General features: G+C 60.6%; 22 protein-coding genes and 1 riboswitch. Of the genes, 12 read left to right on the top strand and 10 right to left on the bottom strand.

From position 1 onward, the window contains the following. Positions 1-52 precede the first annotated feature (52 nt). The 4 genes from GSM73_RS05655 to rpoE form a co-directional block, all read right to left on the bottom strand. A complete protein-coding gene (locus GSM73_RS05655; RefSeq protein ID WP_047227970.1) occupies positions 53-1,480 on the bottom strand; it encodes a DegQ family serine endoprotease in 1,428 nt (475 codons plus the stop codon). Between the two features lie 226 nt (positions 1,481-1,706). Next, complete coding sequence (locus GSM73_RS05650) at positions 1,707-2,654, bottom strand: MucB/RseB C-terminal domain-containing protein (RefSeq protein WP_107322087.1); 948 nt, start codon at positions 2,652-2,654, stop codon at positions 1,707-1,709. An 8-nt stretch (positions 2,655-2,662) separates the two neighbouring features. After that, positions 2,663-3,250: a sigma-E factor negative regulatory protein gene (locus GSM73_RS05645; protein WP_047227972.1), complete on the bottom strand. Its 588-nt coding sequence runs from the start codon at positions 3,248-3,250 to the stop codon at positions 2,663-2,665. Between the two features lie 30 nt (positions 3,251-3,280). Continuing rightward, a complete protein-coding gene (rpoE, locus tag GSM73_RS05640) occupies positions 3,281-3,862 on the bottom strand; it encodes an RNA polymerase sigma factor RpoE (protein WP_003172477.1) in 582 nt (193 codons plus the stop codon). Positions 3,863-4,417: 555 nt separating this feature from the next. Between rpoE and nadB the strand changes: the two genes are divergently transcribed. Continuing rightward, the gene (gene nadB / locus GSM73_RS05635; RefSeq protein ID WP_160891830.1) at positions 4,418-6,034 is read left to right on the top strand and encodes an L-aspartate oxidase; all 1,617 of its coding nucleotides are present in this window, start codon (positions 4,418-4,420) and stop codon (positions 6,032-6,034) included. Here nadB and GSM73_RS05630 read toward each other — a convergent pair. After that, the gene (locus tag GSM73_RS05630) at positions 6,003-6,455 is read right to left on the bottom strand and encodes a protein YgfX (RefSeq protein WP_160891828.1); all 453 of its coding nucleotides are present in this window, start codon (positions 6,453-6,455) and stop codon (positions 6,003-6,005) included. The genes nadB and GSM73_RS05630 overlap by 32 nt on opposite strands. Beyond that, positions 6,439-6,693 carry a succinate dehydrogenase assembly factor 2 gene (locus tag GSM73_RS05625; protein WP_007930227.1) on the bottom strand — a complete coding sequence of 85 codons (255 nt, stop codon included), beginning with the start codon at positions 6,691-6,693 and terminating at the stop codon, positions 6,439-6,441. The genes GSM73_RS05630 and GSM73_RS05625 overlap by 17 nt, the downstream gene beginning before the upstream one ends. Positions 6,694-6,842: 149 nt before the next feature. On the opposite strand from GSM73_RS05625, the gene GSM73_RS05620 reads away from it, so the two are divergent. Together GSM73_RS05620 and GSM73_RS05615 are read left to right on the top strand one after the other, a co-directional pair. Continuing rightward, positions 6,843-7,784 (top strand): folate-binding protein YgfZ, encoded by a 942-nt coding sequence (locus GSM73_RS05620; RefSeq protein ID WP_160891826.1) that lies wholly within the window; start codon positions 6,843-6,845, stop codon positions 7,782-7,784. 36 nt (positions 7,785-7,820) lie between these two features. Beyond that, positions 7,821-8,642: an HDOD domain-containing protein gene (locus tag GSM73_RS05615; protein WP_047227976.1), complete on the top strand. Its 822-nt coding sequence runs from the start codon at positions 7,821-7,823 to the stop codon at positions 8,640-8,642. A 183-nt stretch (positions 8,643-8,825) separates the two neighbouring features. Here GSM73_RS05615 and GSM73_RS05610 read toward each other — a convergent pair whose 3' ends face one another. Next, positions 8,826-10,217: a sensor histidine kinase gene (locus GSM73_RS05610; protein WP_047227977.1), complete on the bottom strand. Its 1,392-nt coding sequence runs from the start codon at positions 10,215-10,217 to the stop codon at positions 8,826-8,828. Continuing rightward, positions 10,210-10,881, bottom strand: a complete 672-nt coding sequence (locus GSM73_RS05605) for a response regulator (protein ID WP_047227978.1) — start codon at positions 10,879-10,881, stop codon at positions 10,210-10,212. Before GSM73_RS05605 ends, GSM73_RS05610 begins: the two co-directional genes overlap by 8 nt. 235 nt (positions 10,882-11,116) lie before the next feature. On the opposite strand from GSM73_RS05605, the gene GSM73_RS26930 reads away from it, so the two are divergent. From GSM73_RS26930 to GSM73_RS05585, 5 genes are all read left to right on the top strand, one after another. After that, the gene (locus tag GSM73_RS26930; RefSeq protein WP_256676726.1) at positions 11,117-11,242 is read left to right on the top strand and encodes a hypothetical protein; all 126 of its coding nucleotides are present in this window, start codon (positions 11,117-11,119) and stop codon (positions 11,240-11,242) included. Positions 11,243-11,333: 91 nt separating this feature from the next. Further along, a complete protein-coding gene (locus tag GSM73_RS05600; RefSeq protein ID WP_047227979.1) occupies positions 11,334-12,311 on the top strand; it encodes a tripartite tricarboxylate transporter substrate binding protein in 978 nt (325 codons plus the stop codon). Between the two features lie 57 nt (positions 12,312-12,368). Further along, positions 12,369-12,827 (top strand): tripartite tricarboxylate transporter TctB family protein, encoded by a 459-nt coding sequence (locus GSM73_RS05595; RefSeq protein WP_047227980.1) that lies wholly within the window; start codon positions 12,369-12,371, stop codon positions 12,825-12,827. A 1-nt stretch (position 12,828) separates the two neighbouring features. Further along, positions 12,829-14,343 (top strand): tripartite tricarboxylate transporter permease, encoded by a 1,515-nt coding sequence (locus GSM73_RS05590; protein ID WP_047227981.1) that lies wholly within the window; start codon positions 12,829-12,831, stop codon positions 14,341-14,343. Then, the gene (locus tag GSM73_RS05585) at positions 14,336-15,373 is read left to right on the top strand and encodes an AbrB family transcriptional regulator (RefSeq protein WP_107322083.1); all 1,038 of its coding nucleotides are present in this window, start codon (positions 14,336-14,338) and stop codon (positions 15,371-15,373) included. Before GSM73_RS05590 ends, GSM73_RS05585 begins: the two co-directional genes overlap by 8 nt. A 111-nt stretch (positions 15,374-15,484) precedes the next feature. Here the strand turns inward: GSM73_RS05585 and ung are convergent, their stop codons facing one another. Beyond that, on the bottom strand, positions 15,485-16,177 hold the full coding sequence (ung, locus tag GSM73_RS05580; RefSeq protein WP_047227983.1) for a uracil-DNA glycosylase: 693 nt from the start codon (positions 16,175-16,177) through the stop codon (positions 15,485-15,487). 131 nt (positions 16,178-16,308) lie between these two features. On the opposite strand from ung, the gene GSM73_RS05575 reads away from it, so the two are divergent. Next, positions 16,309-17,421: an enoyl-CoA hydratase/isomerase family protein gene (locus GSM73_RS05575; protein ID WP_160891824.1), complete on the top strand. Its 1,113-nt coding sequence runs from the start codon at positions 16,309-16,311 to the stop codon at positions 17,419-17,421. 197 nt (positions 17,422-17,618) lie between these two features. Here the strand turns inward: GSM73_RS05575 and GSM73_RS05570 are convergent, their stop codons facing one another. Further along, the gene (locus GSM73_RS05570; RefSeq protein ID WP_107322081.1) at positions 17,619-18,023 is read right to left on the bottom strand and encodes a hypothetical protein; all 405 of its coding nucleotides are present in this window, start codon (positions 18,021-18,023) and stop codon (positions 17,619-17,621) included. A 305-nt stretch (positions 18,024-18,328) separates the two neighbouring features. After that, positions 18,329-18,430, top strand: a riboswitch (guanidine-I (ykkC/yxkD leader). 60 nt (positions 18,431-18,490) lie between these two features. On the opposite strand from GSM73_RS05570, the gene GSM73_RS05565 reads away from it, so the two are divergent. The 3 genes from GSM73_RS05565 to GSM73_RS26925 form a co-directional block, all read left to right on the top strand. Further along, a complete protein-coding gene (locus tag GSM73_RS05565) occupies positions 18,491-19,558 on the top strand; it encodes a putative urea ABC transporter substrate-binding protein (protein ID WP_139050921.1) in 1,068 nt (355 codons plus the stop codon). Between the two features lie 15 nt (positions 19,559-19,573). Beyond that, positions 19,574-20,389 (top strand): ABC transporter permease, encoded by an 816-nt coding sequence (locus tag GSM73_RS05560; protein WP_047227986.1) that lies wholly within the window; start codon positions 19,574-19,576, stop codon positions 20,387-20,389. Continuing rightward, the coding region (locus tag GSM73_RS26925) for an ATP-binding cassette domain-containing protein (protein WP_256676723.1) at positions 20,386-20,721 on the top strand (336 nt) is incomplete at its 3' end. The genes GSM73_RS05560 and GSM73_RS26925, both read left to right, overlap by 4 nt.

Genomic DNA, 20,721 nt, shown 5'->3' with positions numbered 1-20,721 from the left:
AAAAAAAAACCGCCTCTTTCGAGGCGGTTTTTTTTGGGGGACAGCTAAGCGATCACTCGGCCAGCTTGAAGGTAATGAAACTCGCACGGCCCTGACGCAGAACCCGCATCGAGACTGAACGATTCTTCGGCAACGCCTTGGCGATGTCGGTGAACTCCTTGGCCGAACCGATTGCCTGGTTGTTCAGGTGAGTGATGATGTCGCCTGGTTGCAGGCCGATCATGGCCGCAGGACCCTCCTGCACCTCCTTGATCACTACACCACCTTGCAGCTCCAGGGTCCGTTTTTGCTCTGGCGTAAGCTCCGCCACAGCCACGCCCAGACGATTGCTGCTACGTTCCACGCCTGACTTGGCCAGCGAGTCCAGCTCCTTGCCTTCCTCAGGGATGGCGCCGACGGTCAATTCGACGTTTGTGCGCTTGCCTTCGCGAATCACTTCCAGATTAGCCTTGGAACCGGCCTTGAGGGCACCTACCAGATGGGGCAAGTCAGCGGACATGACGATCGGCTGGCCATTCATGCTCAGGATCACGTCGCCCACTTGCAGGCCACCCTTGGCAGCCGGCCCCCCCTCCTGAATCTGCGCCACCAGCGCACCGGCTGGTTTCTCCAGGCCGAACGACTCGGCCAGGTCCTTGTTCACTTCCTGAATGACCACGCCCAACCAGCCGCGGCTGACCTTGCCTTCGGTTTTCAGCTGATTGGACACGTCCATGGCAACGTCGATCGGAATCGCGAAGGACACGCCCATGAAACCGCCCGAACGGGTATATATCTGGGAGTTGATCCCCACGACTTCACCGTCGAGGTTGAACAACGGCCCACCGGAGTTGCCTGGGTTGATCGGCACGTCGGTCTGGATGAACGGCACGTAGTTTTCGTTTGGCAGGCTGCGACCGATGGCGCTGACGATGCCCTGGGTTACGGTATGGTCGAAGCCAAACGGCGAACCGATGGCCACGACCCACTGGCCGGCTTTCAGGTTCTGGGATTTGCCCAGCTTGAGCACGGGCAGATCTTTCCCTTCGATCTTCAGCAACGCCACGTCAGAACGCGGGTCAGTGCCGATCAGCTTGGCCTTGAGCTCACTGCGGTCTGCCAGGCGCACCAGGATCTCGTCGGCATCGGCAATCACGTGGTTATTGGTCAGGATGTAACCGTCGGGCGAAATAATGAAACCTGAGCCCAGGGACTGCGCTTCACGCTGACGGCCACCGCCGGGCGAACGCGGTTGCGGCATCCCGCGTTCGAAGAACTCGCGCAACATCGGTGGCAAACCTTCCAGGTCCGGCATCTGCTGATCCATCACCCTGCGTTCCGGCAGTTTCTGGGTGGTACTGATGTTCACCACCGCAGGCGAGGCTTGCTCGACCAGCTCAGTGAAGTCAGGCAATTCGACCGCCATAGCGGGAACGGCCTGACCGAGCACAAGCACAGTGGCAAAGATGGAAAGATAGGTTTTCAAGCGTGGTATCGACATACGGCTCCCGTTACGACGAGCGTGGTTAAGCGATATGGAGCAAGAAATACCAGGGGAAGATACGCCGGTATTTTTGTTCCGCAAACAGGCAAGGCCAGAGCCGAGCGGCTCTGACCTATAGAAAAAAAATTGAAGTTTTGCAAATGAAAATGCTGACAGAAAGTTTCGGCATTTCGATCAAGTCCCGGCGCTGTAAGCCTCTTGCCCAATCGAACCACCCTGGCAGCTATTGAGTCGCCGTGGCATCGGAACGCATGGAGAGCGCGATCCGTTCCGCTGTGCCGATGGGAATTTCGCCGACCACCGTGACCATCATTTCGCCCTGGGGCGTCGTGAGTCGACGCGAAACAGCTGCTGTCGGGCCGAGCTGCGTACGCGTGTCGGTGACAGTCGCGCCGTTCAACGGTTCCAGAAACACCGAGAAACGAGCCAAGCCATCATCGTACATCAGGCTATTGACCTGAACGTTGGTTTCCGGATCCTTTCTCAGCGCACTGCTGGTCAGTTCGAAGCCCGGTGGAAGCCAGTCCGAACGCCATGCAGTTTTCGCCATGGCACTTTTAGCTGGGGTCTGCGCTACTACCTTGCATTCGGCAGTGGTTTGCAGATCAGCGTCGGACGGTGCCGTGATATTCAAGCGTGTGAACTGAAAACGCTCCAGCAACTGGCCCTTGTCATTGAGCAACAGAGACTTGAGCGGCAGGCCGGTCTCTCGGTCCAGATGCAGTTCGAAACCATAACGATGCTGGTCCTTGGGTGTCAGCGCCACAATCACTGCCGGGCGCCCGGCCACGCGCGACTTGCCAATGACGGCAAGATCATACCAATTCTTGAGTTTTTGCGGATCGAGCGCACGTGCCGTGCCTTCAGGCGTATTCCCCACCCCAGCAATCAAGGAGCCGCTTACGCATTGAGTACGTCCATCAATGCGCAGGACTTCCTGTGCCGACCCATCGAGCTGGAGTAGGCGCTCGCGGACTTTGCCATCCTGGACACGATGCCAGATGCTATGGGTAGAAAAACTACCATTACGCTCGTAAACGAAAGTGCCCTGGAAGCTTTGCTGTTGCTCGGCTTGACTCAAACGATTAAGCCAGTCCTGAGCCTCACCGGCATAAGCTGGGATAACGCACCAGCCACCCAGCAGAAGCGAAAAAAGAGGTATGGCGCGCATGGTCCTCCTTAGCGGTTTTCCAGACTGGCTGCACGGGCGTAAGGCAGTGCGCTTTCAGTACCTTTCAGGGCTGCTTCCTGGGCATGCTGACGCAGGTAGTTGGGCAGACGCTGATCATGCCAGCCTGGCTGGCCTTGCAGCACACCATTGGCCATTGGACCGGCGACTTCCGAGCTTTCGCTATAACCGGCCAACACTGCCGGGCCCTTGACCTGTGGAGCGGCCAAGCCAGGCTGATTGGACTGCTGGGCCATTTGCACACCAGCGATCTCATCCTGGTTGTAGAGGCGAACCCCGGCCAGCACGGCCACCGTAACCGAAGCGGCAACCGCAAGACGACCCAGGCTACGCCAAGGGCTGCGGGAGGCTTTGGCCGGAACAGCTTCATCAGCCAGAGCAGCAGACACAGCCGCAGCGATGTCCAGACGCGGAAGCAGCAGGTCCTTGTGCATGACAGCCCGGGCAATCTGGTAACGAGCCCAGGTCTCACGGGTTTCAACATCGTCGAAGGCATTGAGTACCCGACGCAATTCCAATTCGTCCGCTTCGTTATCCATCACTGCGGACAGCGATTCCTGCAGGGCTTCACGACTCATGGCGTTCCTCTCTTGGCTGTCGCCGCTGTCTCAGTTTTCCTGCAACAAAGGTTGCAGGGCTTTATCGATGGCCTCCCGAGCGCGGAAAATCCGGGAGCGCACGGTACCCACCGGACACTGCATGACGCTGGCAATGTCCTCGTAACTCAGACCGTCGAATTCACGTAAAGTTAGAGCCGTACGCAAATCTTCGGGCAGTTGCTGGATGGTCCGATGGACAGTGCCTTCGATCTCATCCCGCAGCAACGCTCGTTCCGGTGATTCAAGATCCTTGAGGCCGTGATCGCCATCATAGAACTCTGCATCTTCAGAACTCACATCGCTATCCGGCGGCCGGCGGCCGCGTGAAACCAGATAGTTTTTCGCCGTGTTAATGGCGATGCGGTAAAGCCACGTGTAAAACGCGCTGTCTCCGCGGAAATTACCAAGCGCACGGTAAGCCTTGATGAAGGCTTCCTGAGCAACATCCTGGGCTTCATGGGTGTCGTGCACAAAACGCACGATCAACCCGAGAATTTTGTGCTGGTATTTCAGCACTAGCAGATCGAAAGCTCGCTTGTCGCCGCGTTGAACGCGCTCGACCAGTTGCTGATCCTCTTCCTGGGTTAGCATGAACACTCCTCGATAAGCTCGAAGGAGGCTTGCATTACTAATCGACCGGGCTTGCAACCATAGACTCGGGCTTTTCGCAAAAGTTCTCCCCTCCAAGCAAGTTTCCGGCGCGCTCTGATCCGGCACGCACGAAAAACGCAGCACGAGATTCCCCGGCTGCGCGAATAATCTGTCGCCGGGCCTGTCGGCAAAGATTCAAATCCTAATCTTGCACCAACCCGACGCTGTTCCCTTTTGCAGACAACCGTCTATTGAACCCAGTCGCTCGGCAAAAGTTCCAACTATTTATAGCCTTGTGTGTGGAACATCGAGCAACCCTGACGAGATAAACAGCCTTTCATCCTCGAAACGGTCGCCTTGTCGCCCATCCACCAAAATCGTGATCCGACGAAGCGTCACGGTTGTGTCATTCTGGTTTCACATTGCCATGAATACGCCGCTATTGTGCCGATCCCCCTCTCTATATACTAGTGGGCTGCATGGCTGCCTGACCCCATTGAAACGGATGTCTTGCGCCAACCCCGACCCGGGTCGTTTTGAGCGGAAACCTTTCGAATGAGCCAACAGTTCCAACACGATGTTCTGGTAATCGGCAGCGGCGCCGCCGGATTGAGCCTGGCGTTGACACTGCCTGAGCATCTGCGCATCGCAGTCCTGAGCAAAGGCGACCTGGCCAACGGTTCGACATTCTGGGCCCAGGGTGGCGTCGCGGCCGTGCTGGATGACACCGACACTATTGAATCGCATGTCGATGACACCCTCAATGCCGGGGGTGGCCTGTGCAATCCAGAAGCCGTGCGTTTCACCGTCGAACACAGCAGGGAAGCCATACAGTGGCTGATCGACCAGGGCGTCCCCTTCACGCGTGACGAGCAATCCGGTACCGAAGACGGTAGTTTCGAGTTTCACCTGACCCGCGAGGGCGGTCACAGCCATCGGCGCATCATTCACGCTGCCGACGCCACCGGTGCGGCGATTTTCAAGACGTTGCTGGCCCAAGCCCGCCAGCGGCCCAATATCGAGCTTCTGGAGCAACGCGTCGCGGTCGATCTGATTACCGAAAAACGCTTGGGCCTAGACGGTGATCGGTGCCTGGGTGCCTACGTGCTCAACCGTGGCACCGGGGAGGTCGACACCTACGGCGCCCGCTTCGTGATCCTGGCCTCCGGCGGTGCCGCGAAAGTCTACCTTTACACCAGCAACCCCGACGGCGCATGCGGGGACGGCATTGCCATGGCCTGGCGTTCAGGCTGCCGGGTGGCGAACCTGGAGTTCAATCAGTTCCACCCCACATGCCTCTACCATCCGTTGGCCAAGAGCTTCCTGATCACCGAGGCCCTGCGCGGCGAAGGTGCTCACCTGAAACTTCCTAACGGCGAGCGCTTCATGCAGCGCTTCGATTCCCGTGCCGAACTGGCGCCCCGGGATATCGTCGCCCGGGCCATCGACCACGAAATGAAGCGCCTGGGCATCGACTGCGTCTACCTGGACATCAGCCACAAGCCCGAAGCATTCATCAAGAGCCATTTCCCCACGGTGTACGAGCGTTGCCTGGAGTTTTCCATCGACATCACCAAGCAACCGATTCCGGTGGTGCCAGCGGCGCATTACACCTGCGGAGGGGTGATGGTCGACCAACAGGGGCGCACTGACGTACCGGGCCTGTATGCCATTGGCGAAACCAGCTTCACCGGCCTGCACGGCGCCAACCGCATGGCCAGCAACTCGTTGCTGGAATGTTTCGTCTACGCCCGCTCGGCGGCAGCGGACATTCTTGAGCAATTGCCGCAGATCGCCGCCCCATCCGCCCTGCCCTCGTGGGACGCCAGCCAAGTCACCGACTCAGACGAAGATGTGATCATCGCTCACAACTGGGACGAACTGCGGCGCTTCATGTGGGACTACGTTGGCATCGTGCGCACCAACAAACGCCTGCAGAGGGCGCAGCATCGGGTGCGGCTGTTGCTGGATGAAATCGATGAGTTCTACAGCAACTACAAGGTCAGCCGCGACCTGATCGAGTTGCGCAACCTGGCCCAGGTCGCTGAACTGATGATTCGTTCAGCCATGGAACGCAAGGAAAGCCGCGGGCTGCACTACACGCTCGACTACCCGGGCCTGCTGCCCGAAGCGTTGGACACTATCCTGGTGCCGCCCACCTACGCCGGCTGAACTTGAGCCGAACCCGCAGGCGCCGATGCAGATCCGGCGCCAGCGCATCGCGGGGCACACACAGCGAGCGGACCCGCCACTCCCCCCGCAGGCGAAAACGCAGCACGATAATCATCGGCAACGCCAGGCTGTCAGGGCGCAATTGCACCGCCTGCCAGCCAGATGCCCTGTTCCACAGCTGCCAGCCATCGGCGTCACGACGCAACCGGCAAAAAGCCTGATGGTGGGTCAACAATAGATGCCGCGGTAGCGTCCAGGCACCATGGGCCAGGCACAGCAGCACGCCGAGGCTGATTAACCAGAACGGGACGGACAACAGCAACAACGAACCCAAGGCAAAGGCCTGGGCCAGGAGATAGGCCGCCAGCAGTTGCCCGGAAGCCTGCCAGCGGCATTCAAAGCGATTACTTGGGCTGGACACGGTCCAGAATCATCCGAACCATGCGCTGCAGCTCCGGGTCTTCGGATTCGCTGCGTTCCATGAACCAGCCGAACATGTCCTGATCCTCGCACTCGAGCAGACGCACGTAGCACGCACGGTCGACGTCGTTAAGGTGGGGATAAACTTCTTTCACGAACGGCACCAGCAACACGTCAAGCTCAAGCATGCCGCGGCGGCTGTGCCAGTAAAGGCGATTCAGTTCAACATCTTCGACCATGGAGCGCTCCTCAAATAGAGCGCAAGTATACAGGCCCCGCCGCGATGGAACAGACGGCTCGGGTCGGGCGCCACCGATCCTTTGTGAACTACCCATTTCAAGGGCGCCCCCTTATGATGTCCACCAGACTTTTTACCCTGCGATGACCCATGGCTGATTCCGCTTTTTTCTGCACCCTGTCCCACGAAGGCGTTCTCGCGGTCCGCGGCGTGGACGCTGGCAAATTCCTGCAAGGCCAATTGACCTGCAACCTCAACTACCTGAGCGACAGCCGGGCCAGCCTCGGTGCCCGCTGCACCCAGAAGGGCCGGATGCAATCGAGTTTCCGCATCCTGCTCGAAGGCGATGGTGTACTGATGGCAATGGCCAGCGAATTGCTCGAACCGCAACTGGCGGACCTGAAAAAGTATGCCGTGTTCTCCAAATCCAGACTGACCGATGAAAGCACCGCCTGGGCTCGCTTCGGCCTGGAGAACGCCGACACGGCGCTCGCAGCCTTGGGCCTTGAGCTGCCGGCCGAGACCGACAGCGTCGTTCGTCATGATTGCCTGATTGCCATTCGCGTCTCTCCGAACCGCGCCGAACTTTGGGCGCCCGCCGAACAGGCCGACCCGCTGTCAGCCCGGCTGCGCGAACAGTTGACCGAGGGCGAGCTGAACCAGTGGCTGCTGGGTCAGATCCGCGCCGGGATCGGCCAGGTCATGCCGGCTACCCGCGAACTGTTCATTCCGCAGATGCTCAATCTGCAAGCCGTTGGCGGCGTGAGCTTCAAGAAAGGTTGCTACACCGGCCAGGAAATCGTCGCCCGCATGCAGTACCTGGGCAAACTCAAGCGGCGCCTGTATCGGCTGCAAATGGATGCCGGTGAACTGCCCGAGCCTGGCACCCCCTTATTTTCACCCACGCACGGCAGTTCTATCGGTGAAGTGGTGATGGCCGCTCACGCCGAACGAAACATTGAACTGCTGGCGGTGGTACAGGCCGAAGCTGCAGAAGATGACAATTTGCACCTCGGCGCGCTGGAAGGCCCGGGCCTGCAATTGCTCGACCTGCCTTACGAACTGGACCGCGACCGCGAAATCCAGCGCTGATCGCAGCATTTTGTCGTAATACCCTAGAGAAACGAAATGAGCGATTTGGCGGATAAGGTCCAACGGGATTTGGTGGAGGCCATCGATAACGATGACCTGGTTCTGCCAACATTACCGGAAGTGGCCCTGCAGATTCGCCGGGCCGCCGAAGACCCGGAAATCAGCGTCAGCAACCTGAGCAAGGTGATTGGTCGTGACACGGCGCTTTCGGCGCGCCTGATAAAAGTGGTCAACAGCCCACTGCTGCGTGCGACCCAGGAAGTCACTGATCTGCACACAGCCATCACCCGGCTGGGGGTCAACTACAGCAGCAACCTGGCCATCGGCCTGGTCATGGAGCAGATTTTCCATGCCCGTTCCGAAGTGGTGGAACAGAAGATGCGCGAAGTCTGGCGTAAAAGCCTGGAAATCGCCGGTGTCTGCTATGCGTTGTGCCGGATCTATACGCAACTCAAACCCGATCAAGCCGCGCTGGGTGGGCTGGTGCATCAGATCGGCGTACTGCCGATTCTCACCTACGCCGAAGACAACAATGAATTGCTGTCTGACCCGGTCAGTCTCAATCACGTCATCGAGACGATTCACCCGGTGCTGGGAGACAAGTTGCTCAGTGTTTGGGAGTTTCCAGAAAGACTGGTGAAGCTGCCGGGGCTGTATCTGGACTTCACCCGAGATTCGAAACAACTCGATTACGTCGACCTGGTGCAGGTAGCTGCGTTGTATTGCTACAAGGACTCCGACCACCCCCTGGGCAGGATCGATGCCTTCGGGGTACCGGCCTTCAATAAGCTGGGCATCGACCCGGAAAACAAAGCCCGGTGCGCGGAGATCGAAGAAGCGCGGTCGATGTTTTATTAAGCAACCAGGCTCAAGCCCCCGAACTTGAGCTCAGGCACTGAACCTGTGGCGAGGGGATTTATCCCCGCTGAGGCGCGAAGCGGCCCCTGGCGTTCTGTCTGATACACCTAAATCGCCAGTTTGGGGCTGCTTCGCAGCCCAGCGGGGATAAATCCCCTCGCTACAATAGAGCTCGGCTCGGGATCAATCTGAACCGGGGATAAAGCTCACCCTAACTTTCAAACCACCCTCCTGCCCATCATGCAGCGTGATTTGCGCCAGGTGCGCACGGCAGATTTCACCGACGATCGCCAACCCCAGACCCGAACCGGCCACTTGCTGATTGCGTCGATAGAAGCGCTCGAACACGCGGTCTCGCTCATGCGGCGGGATGCCCGGCCCGTCGTCCTCGACCTCAAGCACCGCAGGCGCTGTGACCCGCAGAATCACATTGCCGCCCGATGGGGTATGGGCCAGGGCGTTGTCCACCAGGTTGCTCAACAACTCGTTCAACAAGGTCGGCTCACCTCGCAGCCATACCGGTTCGTCGGCTTCCAAAGCCAACGCCACGCCACGGGCATGGGCCAACGGGGCCATGGCCATACCCAGCTCCCGTGCCAATTGGCTGAGATCAAGCAACTGCGCGCCGCCCTCGGCGATGGCCCGGGCACCATTTTCGACACGCGCCAGGGACAGCAACTGATTCGCCAGATGGGTCAACCGATCCGTGCCTTGGGCCGCGGTTTCCAGGGTTTCACGCCAGATTGCCGGCTCGCTGGCGCGCAGCCCCAGCTCAAGCCGGGCCTTCAGCGCAGCCAAAGGCGTGCGCAGTTCATGGGCGGCGTCGGCGATGAATTGCGCCTGACGTTCGAATTGCCCACGAAGACGCTCGGTGAAATGGTTGAGGGCCCGCACCAGTGGCCAGAGTTCATGCTGGACCTCCACCAGGGGCAATGGCCGCAAATCATCCGGCTGACGCTCCTCCACCGCCGTGCGCAAGCGCTCCAGGGGGCGCAAGGCGGCACTGACGGCGAACCACACCATCAGCAGCGCGCCCACCGCCAGCATACCCAGGCGCAACAGTGTGTCGGCCATCAAGCCGCGGGCCATGCTGATCCGCGCCTCTTCGGTTTCCGCCACGCGAATCTCCGCCATGCCGTTCATGTTCGGTTCACTCACCGCCTTGAGCAGGCTCACCACCCGCACATCCTGCCCCTGATAGCTGGCGTTATAAAAGCGCGCCAGGGCCGGGTAATCGTCGGTACGCGGCGTACCGGGCGGTGGACCTGGGAGGTTTTCGTAGCCGGAAATCAGCTTCTGGTGGATGTCATTGACCTGGTAGTAAATACGCCCGGCGCTGTCGTAGGCAAAGGTATCCAGGGCCACGTAAGGCACATCCGCGCTGAGGCTGCCGTCGCGTTGCGACAGGCCGGCGGCGATGGTCCGGGCGGAGGCCAGCAGCGTGCGGTCGTAGGCCGTGTCCGCGGCTTCGCGACCGTTCCAGTAAGCACTCAGGCCGCTGGCGAGCATCAGTACCACCAACAGCAGTGCCAGGTTCCAGAGCAGTCGCCAACGCAAACTGTCGGGCTTATGCATCGCGGGTTTCCAGCAGGTAGCCGAGGCCACGGAATGTCACGATCGCCACGGCATGGCCGTCGAGTTTCTTGCGCAGGCGGTGGACGTAGATTTCGATGGCATCGGGGCTGGCCTCTTCGTCCAGGCCGAACACCTGGGCCGCAAGCTGCTCCTTGCTCATCACCCGCCCTGGCCGGGCGATCAACGCCTCCAGCACGGCCTGCTCGCGGGAAGTCAGGGTCAGCAATTCGTCGTCGAGGGTGAAGCGGCGGGTGTCCAGGTCATAAATCAACCCACCACAGCGCTGCTGGCGTTCGCCCCCCAATACGCTACGGCGCAACAGTGCCTTGACCCGAGCCTCCAGCTCCGTGAGCTCGAACGGCTTGGCCAGGTAATCGTCAGCACCCAGGTTCAGGCCATGAACCCGGTCCTTGACGTCGCTACGGGCAGTCAGCATCAACACCGGTAAGGTCTTGCCGCGGGCCCGCAGCCGGGCCAGCACCTCGAAACCGTCCATGCGTGGCAGCCCCACATCGAGAATCGCGACCGCGTACTCCTCGCTGCTCAAAGCCAGGTCAGCCGCCACCCCGTCGTGCAGCACATCCACGGTCAAACCGGTGCTCTTGAGCGCCTGGGCTACACTTTCGGCCAGCTGGAGATGGTCTTCGACGAGCAGGACACGCATTGGATTTCACCTCGATTCAGGGATGGTCGGCACCATTCTGTGGCGCGGAGTTTACAGCCGCATCCACCTCTGTGAAGCCAAAAACATCGTGAAAGCTTTTGAAAGGTTAGCGAAAGGTTGGCCGGTTACAGTCCTCCAACGGCAAGTTTCGACTGCCGGTCGCGAGGCACCTCGCGAACGAAAAACGCCCCGAAGCGTTTTCGCCAAATAAGAACAATAGAGCGGAGTATTCACCATGCTGTCCATACAGCCCCAGGCCCCGACGCCTGCTCGCCCTTCCCGCCTCAACCAGATCGCCTTCACTTGCGCCGCCGCTTTCGCCGGTCTTGCACCGTCGTCTCTGTGCGTCTACGCCACGTGACCTATCGCTCCTGATGGCCCGCTGTCGATTCCCGAAGGGTCCGACAACGGCAAATGTGCAACACACAACAACAACTCCTGTGGAGACAAAAATGAACCTATCACTGCGTAAAGTAGCCCTGGCCGCTGGTTGCCTGATGTTCGCCGGGCAGTTGCTCGCCGAACCCAAGCGTCCGGAATGCATCGCCCCGGCCGCGCCTGGCGGCGGTTTTGACCTGACGTGCAAATTGGCCCAAAGCGCCCTGGTGAACGAAAAACTGCTGACCAAACCGATGCGTGTGACCTACATGCCCGGCGGCGTCGGTGCAGTGGCCTACAACGCAGTGGTCGCGCAGCGCCCGGCCGACGCCGGCACGCTGGTGGCCTGGTCCAGTGGCTCGCTGCTGAACCTGGCCCAAGGCAAATTCGGGCGTTTCGACGAAAACGCCGTTCGCTGGTTGGCAGCCGTTGGCACCAGCTATGGCGCCATCGCGGTCAAGAGCGATTCGCCCTACAAGAACCTCGATGATCTGGTACAGGCACTGAAGAAAGATCCAGGTTCCGTGGTCATCGGTTCCGGCGGCACCGTGGGCAGCCAGGACTGGATGCAAACCGCGCTGATCGCCAAGGCCGCCGGTATCGACCCGCGCAAACTGCGCTACGTGGCGCTCGAAGGCGGTGGCGAGATCGCAACGGCACTGCTGGGCGGCCATATTCAGGTAGGCAGTACGGACATCTCCGACTCCATGCCACACATCCAGAGTGGCGACATGCGCCTGCTGGCGGTGTTCGCCGAGAAGCGCCTGGATGAGCCGGAAATGAAAGACATCCCGACCGCCCGTGAACAAGGCTACGAGATCGTCTGGCCAGTGGTTCGTGGCTTCTACCTCGGGCCGAAGGTCAGCGATGAAGACTACGCCTGGTGGAAAAATGCATTCGACAAGCTGCTGGCGTCCGAAGACTTCGCCAAGCTGCGTGACCAGCGCGAACTGTTCCCGTTCGCCATGACCGGTCCGGAACTGGACACCTACGTGAAGAAGCAAGTGGCCGACTACAAGATGCTGGCCAAAGAGTTTGGCCTGGTCCAGTAATCGCCTCTGTTCTCGCGGCGGCGCCTGCATCACTGCGGCGCCGCCCAGGAGTTAGTCATGCTCATCCAACGTATTTTCGCTTCAGTGCTGCTGCTGGTTTGCGTCGGCCTCGCGCTGATGGCCTGGCCCTACCAGGCAGCCTTTTCCTATGAACCGGTCGGGCCGCGCGCCTTCCCCTTGCTGATGATCGGGCTGCTGAGCCTGGCCCTGCTTTATATGGTGTTTCGTCCGACGCCCATCGTGCACAGCGACGAAGATCCGCAACTGGATCGCGAGACCCTGCAGAAAATCGGCATCTGCGTAGTGCTGCTGCTGATATTCGCCGGGACCTTCGAACCCCTGGGTTTCATCCTCGCCAGCATTTTGGTCGGGGTTCCGATGGCGCGCCTGTATGGCGGTCGTTGGGTGCCGAGCGTGGTGATCATCAGCCTGATGGCCATCGGTCTCTATCTGTTGTTCGACAAGCTGATGGACGTGCCGCTGCCCCTGGGCCTGCTCGACGTCCTGGAGAATTGATATGGATACCCTGAATTATCTCGGCCAGGGTTTTGGCGTTGCACTGACCCCCTACAACCTCGTTACCGCCCTGAGCGGCACCCTGATCGGCACCGTGGTCGGCCTGCTGCCGGGCCTGGGCCCGATCAATGGCGTGGCGTTGCTGATCCCGATTGCATTCGCCCTCGGTCTGCCACCGGAGTCGGCCCTGATCCTGCTGGCGGCCGTATACCTGGGTTGCGAATACGGCGGACGAATCAGCTCGATCCTGCTCAACATCCCGGGTGAAGCCTCCACCGTCATGACCACCCTGGACGGTTACCCGATGGCCCGCAAAGGCATGGCCGGCGTCGCCCTTTCGCTGTCGGCGTGGAGTTCGTTCCTCGGTGCATTCATTGCCACTTGCGGGATGGTGCTGTTCGCCCCGCTGCTGGCCAAATGGGCGATTGCCTTCGGACCGGCGGAATATTTCGTGCTGATGGTGTTCGCCATTGTCTGTCTCGGCGGCATGGCCGGAGACCGCCCGCTCAAGACCTTCATCGCGGCGCTGATCGGGCTGTTCCTGTCCTGCGTCGGGATTGACGCCAACAGCGGCGTCTACCGTTTCACCGGGGACAATATCCATTTGACCGACGGCATCCAGTTCGTCGTGCTGGTGCTGGGCCTGTTCTCCATCAGTGAAATTCTGTTACTGCTGGAAAAGACCCATCGCGGCCAGGAAGCGGTGAAAGCCACCGGGCGGATGATGTTCAACGTCAAGGAAGCGGCGTCGGTGTTCTGGGTGAACATGCGATGCGGCGTGCTTGGCTTCATCATGGGCGTGTTGCCAGGTGCCGGTGCGACGCTGGCCAGTGCCGTGGCGTACATGACGGAAAAACGCATCGCCGGTGCAAGCGGTACGTTCGGCCAAGGTGACAAGCGTGGCCTCGCCGCCCCGGAAACCGCCATCGGCGGCGCCGCCTGCGGTGCGTTGGTGCCGATGCTGACCCTGGGTGTTCCGGGTTCCGGCACCACGGCGGTGATGATCGGCGCGCTGTCGCTGTACAACATCACTCCAGGTCCACTGCTGTTCCAGCAACAACCTGACATCGTCTGGGGCCTGATCGCTTCGTTGTTCGTCGCCAACATCATGCTGGTGATCCTCAACATCCCGATGATCCGCGTCTTCACCCGTATCCTGGCCGTGCCGAACTGGGCATTGGTACCGGTCATCGCGATCATCACCGGGATCGGCGTCTACGCGGTGCACGCCACCACGTTCGACCTGTTCCTGATGATCGGTATCGGCATCTTCGGTTACATCCTGCGCAAGCTGGACTTCCCGTTGTCGCCGGTCCTGTTGGGCTTCATCCTCGGTGGCCTGATGGAACAGAACCTGCGTCGTGCGCTGTCGATTTCCAACGGGGCGCTGGAAATCCTCTGGTCGAGCCCGATCACCCTGGGTTGCTGGGTATTGACCGTCATCATGCTGCTGATGCCATTGCTGCGGATCTGGCGCCGTCGCTCGGCTCAACGTCGCGCCCTGGCCAATGTCTAAAGCAACACTCAGACAATGGTGGGGAACACCGCTGGTCGGTCTGGCCGGCGGTTATCTGGCCAGCCTGATCGGCTGGCCTTTGCCCTGGATGGTTGGCTCGTTACTGGCGATCATCCTGGTGCGCTGCCTCACACCGTGGCAACTGATGGAAATCCCTGGCGGCCGTAAATGCGGCCAGTGGGTGGTCGGCATCGGTATCGGCCTGCACTTCACCCCGGTGGTGATGGAGCAGGTGCTGAGCCATTTTGTCCTGATCTTCTTCGGCGCGCTGATCACCAGCGTGTCCAGCGTGGTGAGTGTGTGGCTGATGCGCCGCACTGGCGAAGACCGCGCCACCGCTTTCTTCTCCAGCATGCCGGGCGGTTCCGGCGAGATGGTCAACCTCGGTGCCCGCAATGGCGCCGACCTGAGCCGCGTCGCTGCCGGCCAGAGCCTGCGGGTACTGGTGGTGGTGCTGTGCGTACCGGCCGCTTTCAAATACTTGCTCGGCGAAGGCGCCCCGGTGCAGCACGCTGCCACGGTGGATTGGCTGTGGCTGGCGCTGCTGTTCCCGGCAGGCGCCCTGCTCGCCTGGGGCTGGGAGCGTTTGCGCCAACCCAACCCGTGGCTGTTCGGACCGTTGCTGGTGAGTGCGGCGGTGAGCATCGGCTGGGATCTGCACATCGGCCTGCCCGACGGCGGCAGCCAGATCGGCCAGTGGCTGATCGGCAGCGGATTGGGTTGTCATTTCAACCGGCAGTTCTTCCGCCGCGCGCCGTCGTTCATGGGACGTACGCTGATCGGCACGGTGTTGACGATGCTGATCGCAACCCTCGCGGCCCTGGGCCTGAGCACGCTGACCCACCTGGACTTGCGGTCACTGACCTTGGGCATGATGCCCGGCGGTATTGCGGAAATGAGCCTGACGGCGGAGACGCTGCAACTGTCGGTACCGCTGGTGACGGCGTTGCAGGTGATGCGGCTGCTGTTTGTGCTGTTTCTGGCGGAGCCGTTGTTCAGGTATTGGATTCGCAAGCCGGGTTCGGTCTGATCGTCCGCGGCGCCTTCATCGCGAGCAGGCTCGCTCCCACAGAATATTGCGGCGTACACAAATCAGTGTGGGAGCGAGCCTGCTCGCGATGGGGCACGTCAGCTGGGCGCATTAAACCGGCGGCAACCGCCAATCAATCGGCGCTTCGCCCTGTTGCTCAAGAAACTTGTTGGCCCGACTGAAATGCCCGCACCCCAGGAAACCGCGGTAAGCCGACAACGGCGACGGGTGGACGGACGTCAGCACCAAGTGTTTGGTGGCATCGATCAGCTTCTGCTTGCCTTGGGCATGAGCGCCCCACAGTAGAAAGACCAAATGCGGCTGGTGCTCACTGACCACTTCAATGACCCGATCAGTAAAGTGCTGCCATCCCTTGCCTGCGTGGGAGTTGGCATTGGCACGCTCCACGGTCATGGTGGTGTTGAGCAGCAACACCCCCTGGTCGGCCCAACTTTGCAGGTAGCCGTGATTCGGGATGTCGATATTCAGATCGCGTTTCAATTCCTTGTAGATGTTCACCAGCGAGGGCGGCGCCGGCACGCCCGGCTGCACTGAAAAGCACAAGCCATGAGCCTGGCCTGGGCCGTGATAAGGGTCCTGGCCGAGGATCACGACCTTGACCTTGTCCAGCGGCGTGGAGTTGAGGGCATTGAAAATCAACGATGCCGGTGGGTAAATTTCCTTGCCGGCGGCGTACTCCCGACGCAGAAATTCACGCAACTCTGCCATATAGGGCTGGTCGAACTCGGCACGCAGGGCTTGCTTCCAGCTCGGTTCGAGTTTGATACGGTCGTCAGCAGTCATGGTTGCACCCGGTAAAAACAATGGGCGCACCCTAGGAAAGCCTACATGGCTTGTCAATTGATCTGACGCAGAACCGGCACTTTCCTACGCAGCGGTCATACTGATCATTCAAATTTCTGATCGAGGTCACGATGAATCTGCACTTCGAAGAACTCACTGGCATCAATGGCGCCCGTATCGGCATCGCCACCCTGGATGCTGAAAAATCCTTGAATGCCCTCTCCTTGCCGATGATCAACGCCCTGCGCGATCGTCTCGACGCCTGGGCCAGAGAACCGCAAATCGTCTGTGTATTGTTGCGCGGCAACGGCGCCAAGGCGTTTTGCGCCGGCGGCGAAGTGCGCAGCCTGGTAGAGGCCTGCCGCGCTCAACCAGGTGAAGTACCGCCCTTGGCGGCGCAATTTTTTGCCGCGGAGTACCGACTGGACTTCAACCTGCACACTTTTCCCAAACCCTTGGTGTGCTGGGGCCATGGCTACGTGCTTGGCGGCGGCATGGGGCTGTTGCAAGGCGCGAATATTCGGATCGTCACACCGAGCACGCGCCTGGCGATGCCGGAAATCAGCATCGGCCTGTACCCGGATGTCGGCGCCAGTTGGTTCCTGTCGCGGCTGCCCGGCAAGCTTGGCCTGTTCCTGGGCCTGACGGGCGCCCATATGAATGCCCGGGACGCCATTGACCTGGGTCTGGCCGACCGTTTCCTGTTGGATGAACAACAGGACGATCTGATCGAAGGCCTGCTGCAACTCAATTGGCAGGAACAGACGCCCATGCAGCTCAACAGCTTGCTCAAGGCCTTGCAACAGGAAGCCGTCGCCCAATTACCCGAGGCGCAATGGCTACCGCGCCGGCAGAAAATCGACGAATGGCTGGATGTCAGCGATGTACGTTGCGCCTGGAAAACCCTCAGCCTGCTGGTGGACCATTCAGACCCATTGATCGCGCGGGCGGCCAAGACCATGACCGAAGGCTGCCCGCTGACTGCTCATCTGGTCTGGGAACAGATCGCCCGAGCCCGGCATTTGTCATTGGCAAGTGTGTTGCGCATGGAATACACCTTGAGCCTCAACTGCTGCCGACACCCTGAATTCAGCGAGGGCGTGCGGGCGCGGCTGATCGACAAAGACCACAAGCCCCGCTGGCACTGGCCGGGCATCAACCATGTCCCCGCAGCAGCGGTCGAGGCGCATTTTCACAAGGCCTGGGAAGGGCGGCATCCGCTGGCGGATTTGTCTAACGAGTAAAGAACCTGGGTGACATTCTGTGAGAGCGACATCTGTGGGAGCAAAGCTTGCTCGCGATAGCGGTATGCCAGTCACCGGGAAGCTGACTGATCCCCTGTCATCGCGAGCAAGCTTTGCTCCCACAAGCGTTATCCCATCGGGTTTGTTACAGGCACAAAAAAGCGGCGCTCAATGCGCCGCTTTTTGCTGCCGATGAATCAGCGGTGGTTACGCCGTCCATCATGATCACCGCGTCCCCGATGATCACGTCCGCCTCGGCCACGACGGTCGTCATTCCAGCCGCCCCGGTTATGGCCGTCCCAGCCGCCCCGGTGTGGATGAGACCGGTATGCCGTGCGCGGTGGCGAGTAATAGCGTGGACCGTGTTGGTAGTAGCGCGGCGCCGAGTAATAGCGTGGTGCCGGTTGGTAATAACGCGGTGCCGAGTAATACCGCGGTGCGTAATAGCCGCGCGGTGCCGAGTAGTAGCTCCCGCCACCGTAATAGACCGGCGCCGGTGAGGTGTAGACCTCGGAACGGTAGTAGCTTGAGCCTCCGTCGTAAGGAACACATGCCGAAAGTGTCAAACCCAGAAACGCAATGAGCAGAAGTCGTCGATACATGGCGGCCTCCTGGACCGCTAATGAGCCACATCAGCGACGCTGGCGGGCGGCAGTCATCTATTGGGTGACTGACGATTAATCTGACAGCGAAATCCGAATCTGGTGCGCCCCGGCAATAAGTTGAAACATGTGCTCCGCGCCTCATCCCGGTGCAGCAAAGCACCACAACCATGCACAAACCCACTGGCGACGCCGCGCTGATCTCTCCCCACCCGCTTTGGACCGGGCCTTTACGCTACTTGGCACGGCTCTCGCTTTAACAAACTCCGTGCAGGAGTCATCACAGGTTCGCGGCACCACAATTTGCAATGGCTGACTAGGGTTCCGGCTCGCTTCTGGCGAGTGGCTGGTCCGAGAGTTGGCGACCTCCAGTTGAGGTTACACGGCGGGACAAAAGCCCGGGAGACAAGCCACCGTTCGCGGTGCCGCGTTGCTCCTGTCCGCCCTTGATCAACTGGAGAACCACCATGCTCAAGCTTCGTCTTTGCGCCCTGCTCCTCGCTACGTTCTCGGCCCTCGTAAGCCCCTCGTCCCCTGCCGCGCAAAAAGACCATTTCAGCGTCTGCTGGACCATTTATGCCGGATGGATGCCCTGGGAGTACGCCGGCAGCCAAGGCATTGTCGATAAATGGGCGAAAAAATACGGCATCACCATCGATGTCGTGCAGCTCAACGACTACGTCGAATCCATCAACCAATACACCGCCGGTCAGTTCGACGGCTGCACCATGACCAACATGGACGCCTTGACCATTCCCGCCGCCGGCGGCGTGGACAGCACCGCGCTGATCGTCAGCGATTTTTCCAACGGCAATGACGGCATCGTGCTCAAGGGTGACGGCAAGAAAGTCGCCGACCTCAAGGGCATGGACGTCAACCTGGTGGAGCTGTCGGTCTCCCATTACCTGCTGGCCCGCGCCCTGGACTCGGTCGGTCTGACCGAGAAAGACCTGAAAGTCGTCAACACCTCCGATGCCGATATCTCCGCGGCCTTCAATACCGACCAGGTCAAGGCCGTCACCACCTGGAACCCGATGCTCTCGGACATCAAGGCCCAGCCCGGCGTGAGCGAGGTGTTCAATTCCAGCCAGATCCCGGGAGAGATCATGGACATGATGGTGGTCAACACCCAGACCCTGCAGGACAACCCGGCCCTGGGCAAAGCGTTGACCGGTGCCTGGTTTGAAGTGGTGGCGCTGATGGATGCAAAAAACGCCGCCAGCAAGACCGCACTCGAACACATGGCCAAAGCCTCGGGCACCGATCTGGCCGGATTCCAGTCGCAGCTGGACACCACCAAGCTGTTCGCCACGCCCAAGGAGGCCCTGAGCTTCGCCACCAGCGAGCAACTGCCCGCCACCATGCGCAAGGTCGCCGAGTTTTCGTTCCAGCACGGTTTGCTCGGCGAAGGCGCCAAGGACACCGACGCGGTCGGCATGACGTTTGCCAATGGCGTGACCAGCGGCGACAAGGCCAACCTCAAGCTGCGCTTTGACCCGACCTACGTGCAGCTGGCCGCCGACGCCAAGCTGTAAACCGGAGGAGCTGGCATGCGCCTGATCAACCGCTATCCGGATCGCCCCAGCCGCCTGTTGTTGGTGATCCTGCCCTTCGCGCTGGTGCTGTTCGCCTACTTTATGGGCTCGGCCGAACGGTTGACGGACAACCCCAACGACAAGCTGCTGCCCAGCGCGGTGCAGATGGCCGATGCGGTCAAACGCCTGGCCTTCACCGCTGACGTGCGCAGTGGCGATTACCTGCTCTGGCAAGATACCGCATCGAGCCTGCGCAGACTGGCAATCGGCCTGGGCATCAGCGCCTTGGCCGGCCTGTGCCTGGGCATCGCCGCCGGCACGCTGCCGCTGTTCGGCGCGCCGCTCTCGCCGTTGCTCACCGTGCTGTCGATGGTGCCTCCCTTGGCGATCCTGCCCATTCTGTTCATCGTCTTCGGTCTGGGAGAATTGTCGAAAGTGATGCTGATCGTCATTGGCATCACCCCGTGCCTGGCCCGGGACCTGGAACAGCGCGCCCGGGAAATTCCGCCCGAGCTGCTGATCAAGGCCCAGACCCTCGGCGCTTCGACCTGGACCCTGATGCTGCGGGTGGTGCTGCCGCAATTGCTGCCACGCCTGTTGATTTCCCTGCGGCTGATGCTCGGTTCGGCCTGGCTGTTTCTGATCGCCGCCGAAGCCATCGCCTCCACCGATGGGCTGGGCTATCGGATTTTCCTGGTGCGCCGGTACCTGGCGATGGATGTGATCTTGCCGTACGTGGTGTGGATCACCTTGCTCGCCTGGCTGATGGACTGGGGTCTCAAGCACCTGACCCGGCGAGCGTTCCCCTGGTATGAGGGGGCGAAGGCATGAGTTTCATCAAGGTCAATAACGTCTGGCAGCAGTACGCCGATCAGGTGGTGCTCGAACGCTTGAACCTGAGCGTCGCCGAAGGCGAGTTCTGCACGCTGGTGGGGGCGTCGGGTTGTGGCAAATCAACCTTTCTGCGGCTGCTCTTGGGCCAGGAGCGCGCCAGTCGCGGGCAGATTCTGCTGGACGGTGAGCCTCTGGCTGGTGAGCCGGATGCCAGCCGTGGCGTGGTGTTCCAGCGTTACTCAGTGTTCCCGCACCTGACGGTGCTGAACAACGTTGCCCTGGGCCTGGAACTGCCGCGCTCGCCGCTGCTGGGACGCCTGTTCGGCAGC

It is taken from the genome of Pseudomonas sp. PICF6 (assembly GCF_009831705.1).
Taxonomy (GTDB): Bacteria; Pseudomonadota; Gammaproteobacteria; order Pseudomonadales; family Pseudomonadaceae; genus Aquipseudomonas; species Aquipseudomonas rhizophila.
The sequence above is the reverse complement of the archived record's forward strand: the minus strand, read 5'-3'. Positions and strand labels throughout refer to the sequence as shown.